We start from the raw sequence: 15,848 nt of genomic DNA on the forward strand, positions 1-15,848 counted from the left end.
AGGCCTCAGCGGAGAGCGGGATCCGGAAGCGGACCACGTTCGATTCCTTTGCCATAGCTGGAAGTCGGCGACGTCGTCGGGTAACGAGCAACCCTCGGACCGACCGAAGCACTCGCACGGCGGGTGTTCGCTTCGCCGACCCAGTCCCACACGACCCGGTTCGCGTTCCTGAGCTGGCTGAGTGGTCACCGAGCAGCGGCGCCGGGCGGACGAGGCGGTCAATTGACCGCTCTCGTTCGGCCGCGCGATGGCCGCTTGCGGTGGTGGGCCGACAGTCAGTTCGAGGCGCTGGGACGCGTGAGAGGTCGAGCGAAGACGGTGGTGTCGCCAGCGCTCCAAAGGCCTCGAACGCGTCGCTTGTCGACCTTCCAACCCCCTGTCGTCTTGATGAACTCGTCGTCGTAGTTCCCACCGAGGAGGTACTGGCCGGTGCCGTCGGTCGTGCGGAGGTGCTGGGCCTGAAACGTCGTGTGGGCGGTTGCGGTGTCGAAGGTGACGGCAGGTTCGACGTTGCTGACGTGCGGCAAACTCTCCCGCGCCGCTGAGTCAGAGCGCACCGCGCACCCGACGGTCAAGGCTGAGGGGTCACCCGTGACCGTCAGCCGAGAGCATGCCCGAACCAACGAACGGCTCGTCGCGAGTTCGCCTCGCCGGGCTGTGTATACAGACTGCCGCACTGACGGGGGCGGGCGGTTGGGTGGACCTGCCCCGTATGACCTCTGAACAGGTGTTTTGCGGTGGAGCAATTCTTTCCAGCGCTTCGTAACACCGTCGTAACGCGCGTTGACTCGCTGGAAACACCGGAATGTATACCGTTCTCACATGCCTCACGCGTTCCGCCTCGTCGGTGTCCTCCACCTCCCGCCCCTGCCCGGCGCGGTCAACTACGCGGGCGCCTCCGTCCAGGAGATCGCGGTGCGTGCGGCCGAGGACGCGGTCGTCCTGCAGGACGCCGGCTTCACCCACGTGATGGTGCAGGACGCCAGCGACATGCCGCAGGCGGTGACGGTCGGAGCCCCCACCGTCGCAGCGCTCGCCGTCATCGGCGCCGCCGTCACCGCGGCCGTCCACATCCCGGTCGGCGTGGTCGTCGGCCACAACGACGGACCGAGCGCGGTGGCGATCGCCCACGCGATCGGTGCCTCGTTCATCCGGGTGAAGGTGCTGACGGGCGTCTCGATCGGGCCGACCGGGTGGATCGAGGGGTGCGCGCACGAGGTCGCCGCCGTGCGCCGACTGGTCGGCAGCGACGTCGAGGTCTGGGCCGACGTGCACGAGGCCACGAGCCTGGCGCTCGCGTCGACGCCGGAGTGGGCCGCGGTCGTCTCGCGCGACTTCGGACGCGCCGACGTGCTCGTCGTCACGCGGGACAGCGGTGTCGGCGATGCGCTCGACGTGATCGCCCGGCTGCGCGAGTCGGTGCCGGACGTCCCGTTCGTGATCGGCGGCCGTGTGTCGCTCGCCACGATCGAGGACACGGTGCGTGGTGCCGACGGGGCGATCCTCGGCAGCGCGATCAAGCAGTCGACCGCGCCGGACGCCCGGGTCGCCCCCGCGGTCGCGGCACAGTTCGGTGACGCACTCGCCCCGGTCATGCCCTGACCCCCGTCACGTCCTGACCCCCGTCACGTCCTGACCCCCAGATCACCCGAACCACCGGAGCCACACGATGACCAGCACCCCGCCCAGCCCTTTCATCGGTCCAGGCAGCCCCCTCGACGCCCGCCAGCAGGCCGTCGTCGAGCGGGTCTCCGCCGCCGAGCACGCCTCGATCGTCGCCCTCCCGACGGACCACCCGCTCGACCCCAAGCGTCGAGCACGTGACGAGGCCACGTACCCGGAACTCATCGCGCAGCCCGACCGGATCCGCGAGACGCTCGCGGCGAACGACCAGGCGCTGGCCGAGTTGGCATCGGTCATCGCGGGCATGGACGTCGACCGGGTGTTCGTCACGGGTGCGGGCGACTCGCTCGCGGTGGCGATCGCGGCACGGCAGCTGCTCGAGACGATGCTCGGGGTGCCGTGCGAGCCGGTGCAGAGCCTCGACCTGGCCTACTACCTCGCCCCGCTGGTGACCCCGCGCAGTGTGGTCATCGCACTGTCGAGCTCGGGGGAGACCACCCGCACGGTCGAGGCCGCGCTGATCGCCCAGCACGCCGGTGCCCTGACGGTCGCCATCACCAACACCGCGGGCTCGACGCTCGACCAGGAGAGCGAACGCACCCTGCTGCTCCGCGCGACCCGGGTCGGGTGGCCGACGCAGTCCTCCACGACCGCGCTCGCGCTGCTGCTCGACCTGGGCACCCGCGTCGGCGTCCTGCGGCACCACCCCGAGGCCGCCGCGCTGGGCACCGAGCTGGCCGGGATCCCCGACCGCATGGCCGAGGTCATCGCCGCACTCGAGCCGCAGCTCGCCACCATCGCCGAACGTGAGCACGACAGCGGCACGTTCCTGTTCTCGGCCGCCGGCCCGAGCTGGGGCTCCGCGATCATCGGCGCCGCGAAGGTCAAGGAGTGCACGCCCGACCGGGCCGAGGCGATCCAGGTCGAGGAGTTCCACCACTACAACTCCCTGAAGACCGGTGAGCCGATCTGGGTCATCGCCCCCGCCGGCCCCTCCGTCCCGCGTGCGGTGCACACGGCGAGCGAGGCCAAGCGCTTCGGTGGCCGCGTGGTCGTCGTGACCACCGAGGGCGTGGACGCGTTCGACGCCGTCGCGGACGAGGTCCTGACCCTGCCGGCCGTCGCCGAACCGCTCAGCCCACTGCTCACCGTCCTGCCGGCCCAGCTGACCGGCTACCTGCTCGCGATGGCCCAGTTCGGCGCAGCCGAAGCAGCCGAAGCCGCCCTGGTGACCACCGGAGCAGCCGACGGGCGGACCCCGTGACGGACGGCTCGCTGCTCTGCATCGGCAACCTGACGATCGACGACCTGGTCGTCGACGGCACCACGACGACCGCTCTCGGCGGCGACGCGCTCTTCGCTGCCCTGGCCGCGCGCCGCGTGCTGACGGACGTCCGCATGCTGGCACCGGTGGGGACGGACCTGCCGGCACCGCTCCTCCAGGCCGTCGCCGGGACCGGCATCCGGATCGAGGCGACCCGGCCCCGTGACGGTGCCACGATCCGGAACCGCATCACCTACGCGGCGGACGGGTCGCGCGTCTGGGACCTGCTGTCCGGCGAGGACGCCTTCGACACGATGTCGGTGTACCCGGAGGACGTCGCGGCGGAGGCGCTCGACGTCGACGGCGTGCTCGTGTCCGCGATGAGCCTGCGGTCGCAGCTCGCCCTGGGCCCGTGGCTGCGCGAGCAGACCGCACACGACCACACCGTGGTCTACCTCGACCTGCAGGAGGACTACGTGCTCGGCAACGAGCGCGCGCTGCTCGACCTGCTGCCGACGTGCGACGTGTTCCTGCCGAGCGAGGTCGAGGCCGTCGCGCTCGCCGGGACCGCCGACCTGACGCTCGCCGCCGCGCGCTTCCGCGACGCGGGCGCCGACGTGGTCGTCATCAAGACCGCCGAGCGCGGATGCGTCGTCCCGACGTCGCGGGGGACCGTCGTGGTGCCGACCGTCGCCGTGGAACCGGTCGACTCCACCGGTGCTGGTGATGCGTTCTGCGGTGCCTTCGCGGCGGCACACGTCGCGGGAGCCGACCCGGAGGACGCGAGCCGCCACGGTGCCGAAGCGGCGCGCGTCGCGATCAGCGGCCACGGCGTCGCCCCACTGCTGGCCGAACACGGCATCACGACGTCGTTCGTCGCGGCGGGGGGCCAGCGGTGACCCACGTGCGGATCCTCAACCCGAACACCAGCGAGCCGATGACCGCCGCCGTGCTGGCAGCAGCCCGAGCGGTCGCCCGTCCGGACACCACCGTGAGCGCGAGCCACTCGACCGGAGCACCCGCGACCGTCGAGACCCACGTCGACGAGGTCTTCGGCGCCGCAGGGATCCTGGCCCAGGTGGAGCAGGGCGAGCGCGACGCCGTCGACGGCTACGTGGTCGCCTGCTTCGGTGACACCGGCCTGCCGGGGGCACGCGAACGCGCGGCCGGCCCCGTGGTCGGCATGACCGAGGCGGCGCTGCAGACCGCGTCGCTGCTGGCCCACCGGTTCACGGTCATCACCATGCCGCCGCGCACCCGCGCGATGACGGACCGGGTGGTTGCCTCGCTCGGACTCGCACACCGTTGCACGGTGCGCGCCGTCGACGTGTCGGTCGCGGAGATCGAGGCGGGCGCCGGCCCGGCGTTCGACGCCTTCGTCCTGGAGGCTCGTGCCGCGCTGGCAGCGGATGCTGCGGAAGCCGTGGTGCTGGGCTGCGCAGGCCTCACCGAACTCGTCGAGTCGCTGACCGCCGCGCTCGGCGTGCCGGTCGTCGACGGGGTCGCCTCGGCCACGACGGCGGTCGAGGGGCTGCTCGCGCAGGGCCTGTCGACGTCGCGCGTCTCCACCTGGGCCGCTCCCGACGGCTCCCCGACGACGAGCGAGGTCTGGCGATGAGCGTGCTGCTGACCGACGTGCTCGTGTGGGCCCCGGACGAACGGTCCGGGATGACCGGGCCCACCGACGTGCTCGTGGACGGCGACGTCGTCGCGGCGATCGGCCCGAGCGCCCGTGCCGCAGCCCCGGCGGACGTCCGCATCGTCGACGGTGCCGGACACCACGTCGTCGTCCCCGGCCTGGTGAACGCGCACTTCCACTCGCCGGCGAACCACCTGAAGGGCGCGTTCCGCAGTCGGCCGCTCGAGACCTTCATGCTCTACGAATCGCCCGCCGACCCGGCACTGGCACCGACGCCGCGCGAGGCCTACCTGCGCACGATGCTCGGTGCGCTCGAGATGCTGCGGACCGGCACGACGAGCGTGCAGGACGACGCGTTCCTGATGCCGACGCCTGACCCGGCGATCATCGACGCGGTGATGCAGGCCTACGCCGACAGCGGCATCCGCGCGACCGTCGCCCTGGACCAGCCCGAGCTGCCCGACGCGGACAAGTTGCCGTTCCTCGACGGCGCTGACGACGCGTTCGCCGCTGCGCTCCGGGCGCCGGCACCCGCCGCCGCACCGGAGCTGCTCGCCGCGTACGACCACCTGGTCGGGACCTGGCACGGCGCGGCCGACGGCCGACTGTCCGCCGCCGTCTCCGTCTCCGCCCCGCAGCGGGTGAGCCCGGAGTACTGGGGAGCGCTCGACGACCTGAGTCGCGCGCACGACCTGCCGGTGTTCGCGCACATGCTCGAGACCCGCACGCAGCGGGCACTGTCCGTCCCCGGCACCGGGCAGGACCGGTTCGCCGGCCGCAGCCTGGTCCGGTACACGGCGGACCTCGGCCTGCTCAACGACCGCGTCAACGTCATCCACGCCGTGTGGGTCGACGACGACGACCTCGACCTGATCGCCGACGCGGGTGCCGTCGTCGCGCACAACCCGGTGAGCAACCTCCGGCTGGGCAGCGGGGTGATGCCGTTCCGGGCGATGCGCGACCGCGGGATCACGATCGCGCTGGGCGTGGACGAGGCGATCTGCGACGACTCCGTGAACACGTGGGGCGTCGTCAAGCAGGCCGGTCTGGTGCACAACGTCTCGGGACGCGACGCGGAGGACTGGCCGGCTCCGGCCGAGGTCCTCGACGCGCTCTGGGAGGGCGGTGCCGCGGCGATGCGGCGGACCGGTCAGATCGGTCGCGTCGTCGTCGGCGCGCAGGCGGACCTGGTGCTCCTCGACCTGCACGCCCCGGCGTTCACGCCCTTCAACGACCTGCGCGGCCAGCTCGTGTACTGCGAGAACGGCGGCAGCGTCCGGATGACGCTCGTCGCCGGGCGCGTGGTCGCCGAGGGCGGCCAGGTCGTCTCGGTCGACGAGACCGCACTCCTCGCCGAGGCCCGCGAGCTGCACGCCGCGCGCCGACCGGCACTCGAACGCACGTGGGCCTCGGTCGACGCGCTGCTGCCGGCGTACGACGCCGTCGTGCGCCGCGCCGCCCGGACCGATGTCGGCATGAACAGGTGGACCGCATGACGCACGACAGCACGATCCCCGAGACGGTGACCTCCGCCGCACAGGACACCGTCCCGCCGGGGCACGGGCTCTGGCCCTACCGCCCGATCACCGCGCCCGCGGGACCGGCCTGGCCGGACGGCCGCCGCCTGGCGGTCTACGTCGCCGTCGGGCTCGAGGAGTACCGGTTCGGCGTCGGCCGCACCGAGGACGTCGTGCCGGACGTCCCGGTGCCGGACCTCGTCAACACCTCGTGGCGCGACTACGGCAACCGCGTCGGCGCGTTCCGGCTGCTCGAGCGGCTCGACCGTGCAGGCATCCCACCGACCGTCCTGCTGAACACCGCGGTCTACGACTCCGCGCCGGAGCTCGTCGCCACCGCGCGGCGCCTCGGTGCCGAGTTCGTCGGGCACGGCATCTCGAACTCCGACTCGCTGGCCGGGCTGTCGACGCATGACGAAGCCGCGTACCTGGCCGCCGTCGCCGCCCGGATCACCGCGGAGGAGGGCACCCCGCCCGGCGGCTGGTCGAGCCCCTGGCTGACGCAGACGCCGTCCACGCTCGCCAACCTGGTGGACGCCGGGTACCGGTACCTCCTCGACCTGCGCATCGACGACCGGCCGGTCACCCTCACGACACCGTCCGGAGCGATCACCGCGCTGCCGTACGCCCTCGAGGTGAACGACAGCACGACGATCATCGGACGCGGGGCATCCGCCCGGGAGTTCGCGGACATGATCGTCGACGAGTTCGACGAGCTGCTCGAACGCTCCGAGGAGCAGCCGCTCGTGATGAGCGTCGTCGTGCACTCGTTCATCTCCGGCGCACCGTTCCGCCTGCGGGCGCTCGACCGGGCGCTGCGCCACATGACCGAGCAGCGCGACCGGGTCTGGTTCACGCAGCCGCGCGCGATCGCCGCACACCTCGCCACCCGGGGCGGCGCGGCATGACCGCCGTGGCGAGCGTGCGGGACCTGCGGCTCTCGCTCGAGCGCGACGGGGCCCGGTCCGAGGTGCTGCGCGGGATCGACCTGGACATCGAGGCCGGCGAGATCGTCGGGCTCGTCGGGGAGTCCGGCTCGGGCAAGAGCATGCTCGCGATGAGCCTGCTCGGACTCCTGCCCGAGGCCGCCCACCCCGAGGTCACCGGCACCGTCGAGGTCGCCGGCACCGACATGGCCCACGGACCCGAGGCCGCACGGCGCGAGACCCGGCGGACCGCCCTGGGCGCGGTGTTCCAGGACCCGATGACCTCGCTCAACCCGACCATGCGCGTGGGTCGGCAGATCACCGAGACCGGGCAGGACCGGGCGGGTGCGATCGCCCTGCTCGACGCGATGGGCGTGCCCGACCCCGCGATGCGCTTCAGCGTCTACCCGCACGAACTCTCCGGTGGCCTGCGGCAGCGCGTGATGGCGGCGATCGCCGTCGCCGGACGTCCGGCCCTGGTGGTGGCCGACGAGCCGACCACCGCGCTCGACGTCACCGTGCAGGCGCAACTGCTCGACCTGCTCCGCGAACTCCGCGACGTGCACGGCTGCAGCGTGCTGCTCATCACCCACGACCTGGGTGTCGCGTCGCAGATCGCCGACCGCATCGCCGTGATGTACGCCGGACGGCTGGCCGAGGTCGGTCCGGCGCACGCCGTGCTCACCGCGCCGGCACACCCGTACACGGTGGGCCTGATGCGGTCGCGCCTGTCGCTCTCGCTGGACCGCCGCGCACAGCTGCCGACCCTGCCCGTGGACACCCTCGACGCCGCCGAACGGGTCGTCGGCTGCCCCTACCGCGCCCGGTGCCCGCTCGCGTTCGACCGCTGTGCGACCGAGATGCCGACCCTGGCGGACTCGCAGCCGGCGCCCGACCACGGTGCCGCGTGCCTGGTGTCCGCCGAGACCGTCCGCGCTCACGCCACCGCGACGATCGAGCCCGTCGGCCGCGTCGCCGACGTCCTGCCCGAGCACCGTGACGCCGCACCCGCGGTCGTCGTCTCCGGGCTGGTCTGCTCGTACACCTCGGGACACGGCCGTCGTCGGCGGACCGTGCACGCCGTGCAGGGGGTCGACCTGACCGTCGGTGCCGGCGAGGCGCTGGCCATCGTCGGCGAGAGCGGCTCGGGCAAGTCCACGCTGCTCCGCGCCGTCGCCGGGCTCGTCCCCGCGGCGTCGGGCTCGATCACGCTGGCGGACGGCGGTGCCCAGATGGTGTTCCAGGACGCTGGGTCCTCGCTCACCCCGTGGATGAGCATCGGCGAGACACTCGGCGAGCGACTCGCGGCCCAGCGGCTCGGCCGCGGTGAGACCGAGCGCCGGGTGGCCGCCGCCCTCGACGGCATCGGCCTGCCGACGTCGGTCGCCCGACTCCGACCCGCCGACCTGTCCGGCGGACAGCGACAGCGGGTCGCGCTGGCCCGGGCGACCATCGTCCGCCCGGCGGTCCTGCTCTGCGACGAACCGACGAGTGCGCTCGACGCGTCCCTCGCCGCGATGACCCTGAACCTGATCCGAGACATGCGGCGGGAGCTCGACATGACCGTGTTGTTCGTCACGCACGACCTGGCGGTGGCCCGGCTGATGGGCGACCGGATCGCCGTGGTCCACGACGGTCGGATCGTCGAGATCGGCGATGCCGACGCCGTCGTCCGCGACCCGCAGGAGCCCTACACGCGCACGCTGGTGGCCTCCGTGCCCGAGATCGCGGTGGCCCGGTGAGCGCCGTCGCCGTCACGCGACGGTTCTCCCCGGCCGCGCTGACCGGTGGCGTGCACGCTGGACGCCGGACCGCGTGGGTGCTCGTCGGCCTGCTCGGCGTCCTCACCCTCGTCGCCCTGCTGGCGCACGTGCTGGCCCCGGCCGACCCGATCCAGCCGGTCGGCGGGATCCAGCTGCCGATCGGCACGCCCGGGCACCTGCTCGGGACCGACTCGATCGGCCGTGACGTCCTGTCCCGCACGCTGTACGGCCTGCGGACGTCGTGGTTCTCGGCGCTCGCCGTGGTCGCGGTCGGGCTGCTGGTCGGCGGTGTCGTCGGTGTCACGGCCGGTGTCGCCGGGGGCTGGGTCGACACCGTGCTGATGCGCGTGACCGACCTGTTCCTCGCCCTGCCGTCGACCCTGGTCGCGATCGCCATCGTCGCCGCCCTCGGGCAGGGCCTGACGAACACCCTCGTCGGCATCTCGATCGTCTGGTGGCCGTACTACGCACGGATCATCCGCTCCGAGATCCGCTCGATCGTCGCGCGGCCGCACGTCGAAGCCGCCCGGGTCGCCGGTGTCAGCCGCGCGCGACTCGTCCTGCGGCACGTCGTCCCCGGGGCCGTCCCCACCGCGATCGTCACCGCGAGCCTGGACATCGGCAACGTCGTCCTGCTGCTCGCCGGGCTGTCGTTCCTGGGACTCGGGCAGCCGTCGCCGGCGCCGGAGCTCGGTGCGGACACGGCCGCGAACACGCAGCTGCTCCTCAGCGCCTGGTGGGTGCCCGTCGTCCCCGGTGTCGCCGTCCTCGTCCTCAGCCTCGTCGCGAACCTCGCCGGCGACGGCATCCGAACCCTCGTCACCAGGAGGTGACCGGCATGACCAGGTTTCTGCTCCGACGCCTCGGCTCGCTCGTCGTGGTGCTGCTCGTCCTGAGCGCCGTGGTGTTCGTGCTGCAGCAGGTCTCGCCGGGCGACCCAGCCCGTGCCTCCCTCGGCGCGAACGCATCGCGCCAGGCCGTCGCAGCCGAACGCAGCCGGCTGGGGCTGGACGACCCGCTGCCGGTGCAGTTCCTGCGGTTCATCGGCAACGCGCTGCACGGCGACTTCGGCACGTCGTTCCGGACCCACCGCGCGGTGGCGACGGACCTGGCGTCGGCCCTGCCTGCGACGGTCGAACTCGTCCTGGCCGCGTTCGTGATCGCACTGGTCCTGGCCGCCCTGTTCGCCGCCTCGGCCGCGCTGTCCTGGCCCTTCGCCGGCGTGTACCGCGGCGTGCTGCTGATCGGAGCGACCGCACCGCCGTTCCTGCTGGCGCTCGGCGGGATCATCCTGTTCTACGCCCAGCTCGGCTGGCTGCCCGCGTCCGGTCGTGGTGACGGCGGACCCGGTGCGGAGATCGCCCACCTGGTGCTCCCCGCGACGGTCCTGGCGATCGCGCCGGCCCTGGCGATCGGGCGGATCCTCCGCGCCGGACTCGAGACCACCCTCGCCGCCGACCACATCCGGACCGCCCGGTCGAAGGGCATCGGCGAGGCCGGCATCCTGGCGCACCACGTCGTCCGGAACGCGATCGGGCCGGCCCTGTCGATGGCCGGACTGCAGCTCGGCTTCATGTTCGCCGGCGACGTCGTCGTCGAGCAGGTCTTCAGCTGGCCGGGCATGGGCAACTACCTGGCGAACAGCATCCCCACGTCGGACTTCCCCGCCATCGCCGCCGTCACGCTCGTGCTCGGCGCCGTCTACGTCGTCGTGAACACCGTGGCCGACGTGCTGCAGACGGCCGCCGATCCGCGTCTCGCCTGAGACGCCCCACCTCGTCCCACCCCCTGCTCCACACCACCTCTGCTCCACCACCTCGGTACCACCCACCCGAAGGAGACCCCGTGAGCCTCAGCACCCTCCGCAGGCGGACGCGCATCGCGCTCGCCGCCGCCGCGGTCCTGCCCCTGTTCGCCCTCGCCGCGTGCTCCGGCGCCGGCAGCGCGAGCACCGCGAACCCCGCCCCGACGAACGGCACCCTGACCGTCGGACTGCTCGGCGACATCGGCCAGCCGCCGGACCCGGACATCTACTACGCCAACAACGGGCTCGCGATCGTGCTCAACACGTACGAGGGCCTGGTGCAGTACGCCAACGACACCGACTCGGTGAAGATCGCACCGCGGCTCGCGACGACGTGGGACGTCAGCAGCGACAACACGACGTACACGTTCCACCTGCGGAAGGGCGTGACCTTCCACGACGGCACCCCGTTCACCTCTGCCGCGGTGAAGGTCGCGTTCGACCGCCGCATCGCGGTCAAGGGCGGAGCCGCCTACATGGTGCAGGGCGTCAAGAGCGTGCAGACGCCCGACGACCTGACCGCCGTGGTCACGCTCGACGCACCGAACTCGGCGTTCCTCGACTACCTGGCCTCGCCGTTCGGTCCGAAGATGGAGTCGCCGACCGCGTTGGAGGAGCACGCCGGCTCCGACGACGCCCAGACCTGGCTGCAGACGCACGACGCCGGCACCGGGGCCTACGCGATCAGCGCCGCCGACCCGGGCACCTCGTGGACCCTGAAGCGCTACGACGGGTACTGGGGCACGAAGTCGCCGTTCACGACGGTGAAGCTGCCGATCTACTCGGACGTCTCCGCACTGCAGCTGGCGTTCGACCGCGGAGACGTGTCGGCCGTGGTCGCCGCGCTGCCGTCGTCGAGCCTGTCGAAGTACGAGGACTCGACGAAGTACGCCAGCTACATGCTGCCCACACTGCAGTCGGCGCTGGTCACGCTGAACCCGTCGCGGGAGTTCTTCGCGTCGAAGGAGGCGCGCCTGGCGTTCCTGCAGAGCATCGACCAGAAGTCGCTCGTCAAGCAGGTCCTCGGCAGCCGTTCGGAGCCCGCCACCACGCTCTACGCGAAGGGCATGATCCCCGGCGGTGAGGACGAGCAGGAGCTGACCTACAAGCCGTCGGTGATGAAGGACTACGCCGCCGGGCTGTCCAAGAGCACGAGCATGACGATCGGCTACGCGAGCGGCAACACGAACGCGCAGCAGATGGCCAACATCCAGGCGGCGAAGCTGCAGGCGCTCGGCGTCACGGCGACCGCCAAGTCGTACCCCACCTCGCAGGTGTTCGGGTGGATCAACGACCCGAGCTCGGGTCCGGACGCGTTCTTCGACGGCAACAACGGCCCTGACGGCGGCTCGCCCTACATGTGGGGGCACGTCTTCTGGGACAAGTCCGGCGGGATCAACTACTTCGGCTGCGACGTGCCGAGCGTGGACCAGAAGCTCGACCAGGCCGTCGCGACCGGGGACGACGACCTGTACGTGTCGGCCGCGAAGGAGTACGCGGCGACCGGCTGCTACTACAACCTGTCGTACAACAAGGACTGGGTCCTGGCGCAGAAGTGGCTCGCCGGGGTCCCCGGAGCCCACAACATCGGCGCGAATGAGCTTGACTTCAGCAAGCTCAGCATCAAGAAGTGACCCCGCGGGGTCGGGTGGTCCGGACGCAGGTCCGGAGCACCCGACCCGGTGGTCCCCGGGAGGACGGCCACGATGACGACGACCAGACGTGACGACGCGACGGCACAGCCCTCGCTCCCGCGCCAGATCCACGCCCGACTCCGCGAGGCGATCATGCGGGGCGAGTACCCGCAGGGACACCGGCTCGCCGAGGTCCGCATCGCCGACGAGCTGGACGTGTCGCGGGTCCCGCTCCGCGAAGCGGTCCCGATGCTCGAGATGGAGGGCTTCGTGGTCACGTCACCGCGGCGCGGGGCCGTCGTCACCACGTGGACGTCGGAGCTGATCCACGACCTGTTCGACCTGCGCGAGGTCCTCGAGGTCGGCGCCGCGGGGCTGGCGGCGCGGGCAGTCGGCCGGGGCGCGCCCGTCGAGCCCATCGAGCGGGCGCTCCAGCACTCGCACGCCGTCGTCGAGGCCGGGGACCCCTACGAGATCGCCGAGGCGAGCACGCTCTTCCACCAGGCCATCGTCGAGACCACCGGCAACGCGCTCATGCAGGCGTCGATGCGGTCGGTGTCCGGACGCGTGCAGTGGCTCTTCACCCTGACCAGCGAACTCGACGTGCACGACGCCTTCCACGACCACGTCGAGCTCGCCGCGGCGATCGGCGTCGGGAACGAACGGATGGCCGAGGCCCTGGCGTTCGCACACATCGAGCGCGACCGGGAGCCGTCGTTCGCGGTGCTCCACCAGCCGATCACGACCTAGCGGAACGGCAGGACCCGCAGGACCCGCAGGACCCGCAGGACTGGCAGACCGGCCTCAGCCCGCCCGACGGCGGACGTTCCACCGGCCGTCGCCGGCCCGCTCGTAGAGCAGCCGGTTGCTCGGGGCGTCGGTGGCCCCGCTCCAGAACGCGAGCCGCACCGGGTCGATCGCGTAGCCGACCCAGCCCGGTGGGGGTTCGAGCTCGTCGTCGCCGTGCGACTGGGTGAACGCGGCCCAGCGCGCGCGACGCTCGCCGGGGCCGAGCTCCGCGAGCTCGTGGTCGTTGAGCCAGGCGAGCACCTGCAGGTACCGGGTGCGCGCCGTGTAGGCGAGTCGCGCCTCCAGTCCGGTGACCGTGGTCACGTCCCCCGTGACGACGAGCTGCCGTGACCGCTCCGGCCACAGGATCGTGACCGCCGCCCGCGGGGTCGCCGCGAGCTCGGCGGCCTTGCTGCTCGCACGGTCCGTGTGGAAGTGCAGGCGGCGCCCGTCGAAGCGGGACAGCAGGACGGTGCGCGCCGCGGGGTACCCGTCGAGGCCGATGGTCGACAGCGTCATCAACGGTGTCGTGCCGGAGTCCGGCTCCGGCAGCCACCGTGCGGCGAGCTCGAAGGGGTCGGGGAGGGTCGACCCGGCGCCCACCGGGTCGACGTCCCCCTCCGTCACGACGTCCCCGACCACGGACACGTCATCCCCGGCCAGCCGGGTCGAAGCGGGCGATCTCGTGCAGGGACGCCACCGCCTCGTCGAGGGAGACGTCCCACAGCGCCTGTCCGTACGAGGCGGACGCACGGCTCGCGTCGCCGACGACGCCGGGGGTGCCGAAGTCGTTCGACAGCCACCCGAAGCTGACCGGGCCGCCGTTGAAGCGGATCCGCTCGAACTCCGCCAGGTGGTCCGGCACCCAGCGCTCCGCCTTCGACATGTCGACCAGGTCGGGGCGCAGGTGCAGGATCATCGAGGTCTCGGCCGCACCGCCGTGGATGCCGAAGCCGCGTTCGTCGGCGTCCTCGCCGTCCGGTCCGGGGACCCGGGCCAGTGTCGGCATCAGGAAGGTCTTCAGGCCGTGGCGCTTCCGGATCTCGCGCAGCGCGACCTGCAGCAGCGCGACGTTCCCGCCGTGGCCGTTCGCGAACACCAGGGTGCCGGCGCCGGTGAGCGCGACGGCCCGGCCGATCTGCACGACGGTGTCGAACATGGTGTCCTCGTTCAGCCAGACGGTGCCGGGGGCCCAGCTGTGCTCGTCGGACTTCGTGAACGCGAGCGTCGGGAGCTGCCACACGTCCAGGCCCTCGGCGGCAGCACGTTCGACCGCTGCGCCACCGATGCGGTCGGCGAGCAGGAAGTCGGTGATCAGGGGCAGGTGCGGGCCGTGGTGCTCGACGGCGCCGGTCGGCTGCACGACGATGGTGTCCTTCGTGACCCGGGCGACGACCTCGGGTCCGGACAGCTCGGTCAGCAGGCGGCCGGTCACTTGCCGAACCCCGGGACGACGGGCTGTGCCGAGGCGGTGGAGCCGCCGGACACGACGAGCGACGGGTCGATGACGTGGCCCGGGTTGAGCAGCCCGTCGGGGTCGGTGCGGTGCTTCAGGGTGACGAGTTCCTCGACGCCGTGGTCGACGTAGTACTGGTGCGGGCTGTGCACGCGGACACCGAGGTCGCGCAGGGCCGGGTAGCCGGCGTAGACGTCCTCGGCACCGGTGTACGGCGCGGTGAGCATGCCGATCGGGCCGACGTGCGCCGCCTCGATGTGGAGCATGCCGCCGGGGTAGACGGCCTCGACCTCGGCGATCCGGTCGATCAGGGCCTCGCCGCCGACCTCGACGTGGAAGTACTCCGTGTCGGGGGTGTTCCGCTTGAGCCACCAGATCGGGTGGTTGTACGAGAGCATGGACACCTTCGTGGTCTGCTGCAGTCCCTCGCGCACGTCCTCGACGACACCGCCAGCCGACGCGATCAGTGCGCGGGCCTCGTCGAGCGTGACGTCGTCGATGATCCCGCGCAGGCTGGCACGCCCCGTGGCGATCCCGTCGTCCTTCGGCAGGGTCGCGGCGATCTCGGCCCGGTCCGCGCTGACGAGCCGCGGTGCGGGGACGAGTCCGCGGAGCGTCCGCACCGCGGTCAGTGCGTGCTCGAACGTGGGGAACGACGCGTAGACCGCCCGCCAGTCCTGCAGCGGCTCGAGACGGACGGTCGCGCGGGCGATGACGCCCGCGGTGCCGTAGGTGTGCACGAACGGCTGCGCCGCGTCGCCCTCGACGTGCACGAGCTCGGTCTCACCGGGCAGGGCGATGTCGAGTGCGGTGACGAACCCCTCCCAGTTCGACCCGTGGGAGATCGAGCCGGTGCCGCCGGACCCGCCGGACAGGAACCCGCCGATGGTGGACTGCGCGGTGGACGGGTACATCCAGAGCTGCTGGCCCTGCGCGGCCGCGGCCTGCTCGAGGGCGACCATCGTGGTGCCCGCCTCGGCGGTGATCCAGCCGTCGCCGACCTCGACGACGGCGCGCGCCCGGCTGGTGTCCAGGACCAGACCACCGTCGAGCGGGATCCCCTGGCCGTAGTTGCCGGTGCCCTTGCCGCGGGTCGTCACGGGGACCCCGTGTCGCACGGCCGCCTGCAGGGTCCCGGCGATCGCGTCGGCGCTCGCCGGGTACGCGACCAGGTCGGCGAGCCCGAGGGGCAGCTGCGCGCTGAGGATCGGGCTCATGGTCGCCTCGTCGACGGAGGCGCGCTCACGCGTCCGCTGGTCGGCGCTGACACCGCGGTCGCCGAGCAGGGCGACGAGGTCGGCGCGCAGCGCCTCGAGGTCGGCGGGGGTTGCAGGCATGGTGGCTCCTGGGAGAGGGGTGCAGGTCGGTGGGGGAGACGGACTGGAGGCGCGGTGCGCGACGGGCACCGCGCCTCCAGTCCGGTGGGTGGTCGG

General features: G+C 72.4%; 15 protein-coding genes and 1 pseudogene. 12 read left to right on the top strand and 4 right to left on the bottom strand.

Annotated elements, in window-relative coordinates; translation table 11 throughout:
* Nucleotides 1-99: 99 nt before the first annotated feature.
* Nucleotides 100-183: pseudogene (locus tag OVA28_RS19185) on the top strand (hypothetical protein); the annotation flags it as partial.
* Nucleotides 184-275: 92 nt separating this feature from the next.
* Here OVA28_RS19185 and OVA28_RS19190 read toward each other — a convergent pair.
* A complete protein-coding gene (locus tag OVA28_RS19190) occupies nucleotides 276-677 on the bottom strand; it encodes a nuclear transport factor 2 family protein (RefSeq protein ID WP_442780761.1) in 402 nt (133 codons plus the stop codon).
* Between the two features lie 145 nt (nucleotides 678-822).
* On the opposite strand from OVA28_RS19190, the gene OVA28_RS04850 reads away from it, so the two are divergent.
* The 11 genes from OVA28_RS04850 (at nucleotide 823) to OVA28_RS04900 (ending at nucleotide 12,920) form a co-directional block, all read left to right on the top strand.
* On the top strand, nucleotides 823-1,602 hold the full coding sequence (locus OVA28_RS04850) for a BtpA/SgcQ family protein (protein ID WP_268095960.1): 780 nt from the start codon (nucleotides 823-825) through the stop codon (nucleotides 1,600-1,602).
* Nucleotides 1,603-1,669: 67 nt separating this feature from the next.
* Nucleotides 1,670-2,887 (top strand): SIS domain-containing protein, encoded by a 1,218-nt coding sequence (locus OVA28_RS04855; RefSeq protein ID WP_268095961.1) that lies wholly within the window; start codon nucleotides 1,670-1,672, stop codon nucleotides 2,885-2,887.
* Nucleotides 2,884-3,786, top strand: coding sequence for a carbohydrate kinase family protein (locus OVA28_RS04860; protein WP_268095962.1), 903 nt, complete (start codon nucleotides 2,884-2,886; stop codon nucleotides 3,784-3,786). Before OVA28_RS04855 ends, OVA28_RS04860 begins: the two co-directional genes overlap by 4 nt.
* Nucleotides 3,783-4,505 carry an aspartate/glutamate racemase family protein gene (locus OVA28_RS04865; protein WP_268095963.1) on the top strand — a complete coding sequence of 241 codons (723 nt, stop codon included), beginning with the start codon at nucleotides 3,783-3,785 and terminating at the stop codon, nucleotides 4,503-4,505. The genes OVA28_RS04860 and OVA28_RS04865 overlap by 4 nt, the downstream gene beginning before the upstream one ends.
* On the top strand, nucleotides 4,502-6,022 hold the full coding sequence (locus OVA28_RS04870) for an amidohydrolase family protein (protein WP_268095964.1): 1,521 nt from the start codon (nucleotides 4,502-4,504) through the stop codon (nucleotides 6,020-6,022). The genes OVA28_RS04865 and OVA28_RS04870 overlap by 4 nt, the downstream gene beginning before the upstream one ends.
* The gene (locus OVA28_RS04875) at nucleotides 6,019-6,951 is read left to right on the top strand and encodes a hypothetical protein (RefSeq protein ID WP_268095965.1); all 933 of its coding nucleotides are present in this window, start codon (nucleotides 6,019-6,021) and stop codon (nucleotides 6,949-6,951) included. Before OVA28_RS04870 ends, OVA28_RS04875 begins: the two co-directional genes overlap by 4 nt.
* On the top strand, nucleotides 6,948-8,711 hold the full coding sequence (locus OVA28_RS04880) for an oligopeptide/dipeptide ABC transporter ATP-binding protein (protein WP_268095966.1): 1,764 nt from the start codon (nucleotides 6,948-6,950) through the stop codon (nucleotides 8,709-8,711). Before OVA28_RS04875 ends, OVA28_RS04880 begins: the two co-directional genes overlap by 4 nt.
* Nucleotides 8,708-9,565 (top strand): ABC transporter permease, encoded by an 858-nt coding sequence (locus OVA28_RS04885; protein ID WP_268095967.1) that lies wholly within the window; start codon nucleotides 8,708-8,710, stop codon nucleotides 9,563-9,565. Before OVA28_RS04880 ends, OVA28_RS04885 begins: the two co-directional genes overlap by 4 nt.
* A 5-nt stretch (nucleotides 9,566-9,570) precedes the next feature.
* The gene (locus OVA28_RS04890; RefSeq protein ID WP_268095968.1) at nucleotides 9,571-10,497 is read left to right on the top strand and encodes an ABC transporter permease; all 927 of its coding nucleotides are present in this window, start codon (nucleotides 9,571-9,573) and stop codon (nucleotides 10,495-10,497) included.
* Between the two features lie 80 nt (nucleotides 10,498-10,577).
* Nucleotides 10,578-12,170: an ABC transporter substrate-binding protein gene (locus OVA28_RS04895; protein WP_268095969.1), complete on the top strand. Its 1,593-nt coding sequence runs from the start codon at nucleotides 10,578-10,580 to the stop codon at nucleotides 12,168-12,170.
* A 72-nt stretch (nucleotides 12,171-12,242) separates the two neighbouring features.
* The gene (locus OVA28_RS04900; protein ID WP_268095970.1) at nucleotides 12,243-12,920 is read left to right on the top strand and encodes a GntR family transcriptional regulator; all 678 of its coding nucleotides are present in this window, start codon (nucleotides 12,243-12,245) and stop codon (nucleotides 12,918-12,920) included.
* Nucleotides 12,921-12,974: 54 nt separating this feature from the next.
* Here OVA28_RS04900 and OVA28_RS04905 read toward each other — a convergent pair whose 3' ends face one another.
* From OVA28_RS04905 to OVA28_RS04915, 3 genes are read right to left on the bottom strand one after another with little or no spacing between them, the layout of a single operon-like run.
* Nucleotides 12,975-13,601 carry a pyridoxine/pyridoxamine 5'-phosphate oxidase gene (locus OVA28_RS04905; protein WP_268095971.1) on the bottom strand — a complete coding sequence of 209 codons (627 nt, stop codon included), beginning with the start codon at nucleotides 13,599-13,601 and terminating at the stop codon, nucleotides 12,975-12,977.
* Between the two features lie 7 nt (nucleotides 13,602-13,608).
* The gene (locus OVA28_RS04910; RefSeq protein WP_268095972.1) at nucleotides 13,609-14,394 is read right to left on the bottom strand and encodes a creatininase family protein; all 786 of its coding nucleotides are present in this window, start codon (nucleotides 14,392-14,394) and stop codon (nucleotides 13,609-13,611) included.
* Entirely contained in the window at nucleotides 14,391-15,752 is a 1,362-nt protein-coding gene (locus OVA28_RS04915; RefSeq protein WP_268095973.1) for an FAD-binding oxidoreductase, read from the bottom strand. The genes OVA28_RS04910 and OVA28_RS04915 overlap by 4 nt, the downstream gene beginning before the upstream one ends.
* Nucleotides 15,753-15,848 lie beyond the last annotated feature (96 nt).

This window comes from Curtobacterium sp. SL109, assembly GCF_026672405.1.
In the GTDB taxonomy this organism is placed as follows: domain Bacteria; phylum Actinomycetota; class Actinomycetes; order Actinomycetales; family Microbacteriaceae; genus Curtobacterium.

Coding starts and splice junctions, on each gene's coding strand:
- OVA28_RS04850 (WP_268095960.1), top strand. CDS start 823: ATGCCTCACGCGTTCCGCCTCGTCGGTGTCCTCCACCTCCCGCCCCTG.
- OVA28_RS04855 (WP_268095961.1), top strand. CDS start 1,670: ATGACCAGCACCCCGCCCAGCCCTTTCATCGGTCCAGGCAGCCCCCTC.
- OVA28_RS04870 (WP_268095964.1), top strand. CDS start 4,502: ATGAGCGTGCTGCTGACCGACGTGCTCGTGTGGGCCCCGGACGAACGG.
- OVA28_RS04875 (WP_268095965.1), top strand. CDS start 6,019: ATGACGCACGACAGCACGATCCCCGAGACGGTGACCTCCGCCGCACAG.
- OVA28_RS04880 (WP_268095966.1), top strand. CDS start 6,948: ATGACCGCCGTGGCGAGCGTGCGGGACCTGCGGCTCTCGCTCGAGCGC.
- OVA28_RS04890 (WP_268095968.1), top strand. CDS start 9,571: ATGACCAGGTTTCTGCTCCGACGCCTCGGCTCGCTCGTCGTGGTGCTG.
- OVA28_RS04900 (WP_268095970.1), top strand. CDS start 12,243: ATGACGACGACCAGACGTGACGACGCGACGGCACAGCCCTCGCTCCCG.
- OVA28_RS04915 (WP_268095973.1), bottom strand. CDS start 15,752: ATGCCTGCAACCCCCGCCGACCTCGAGGCGCTGCGCGCCGACCTCGTC.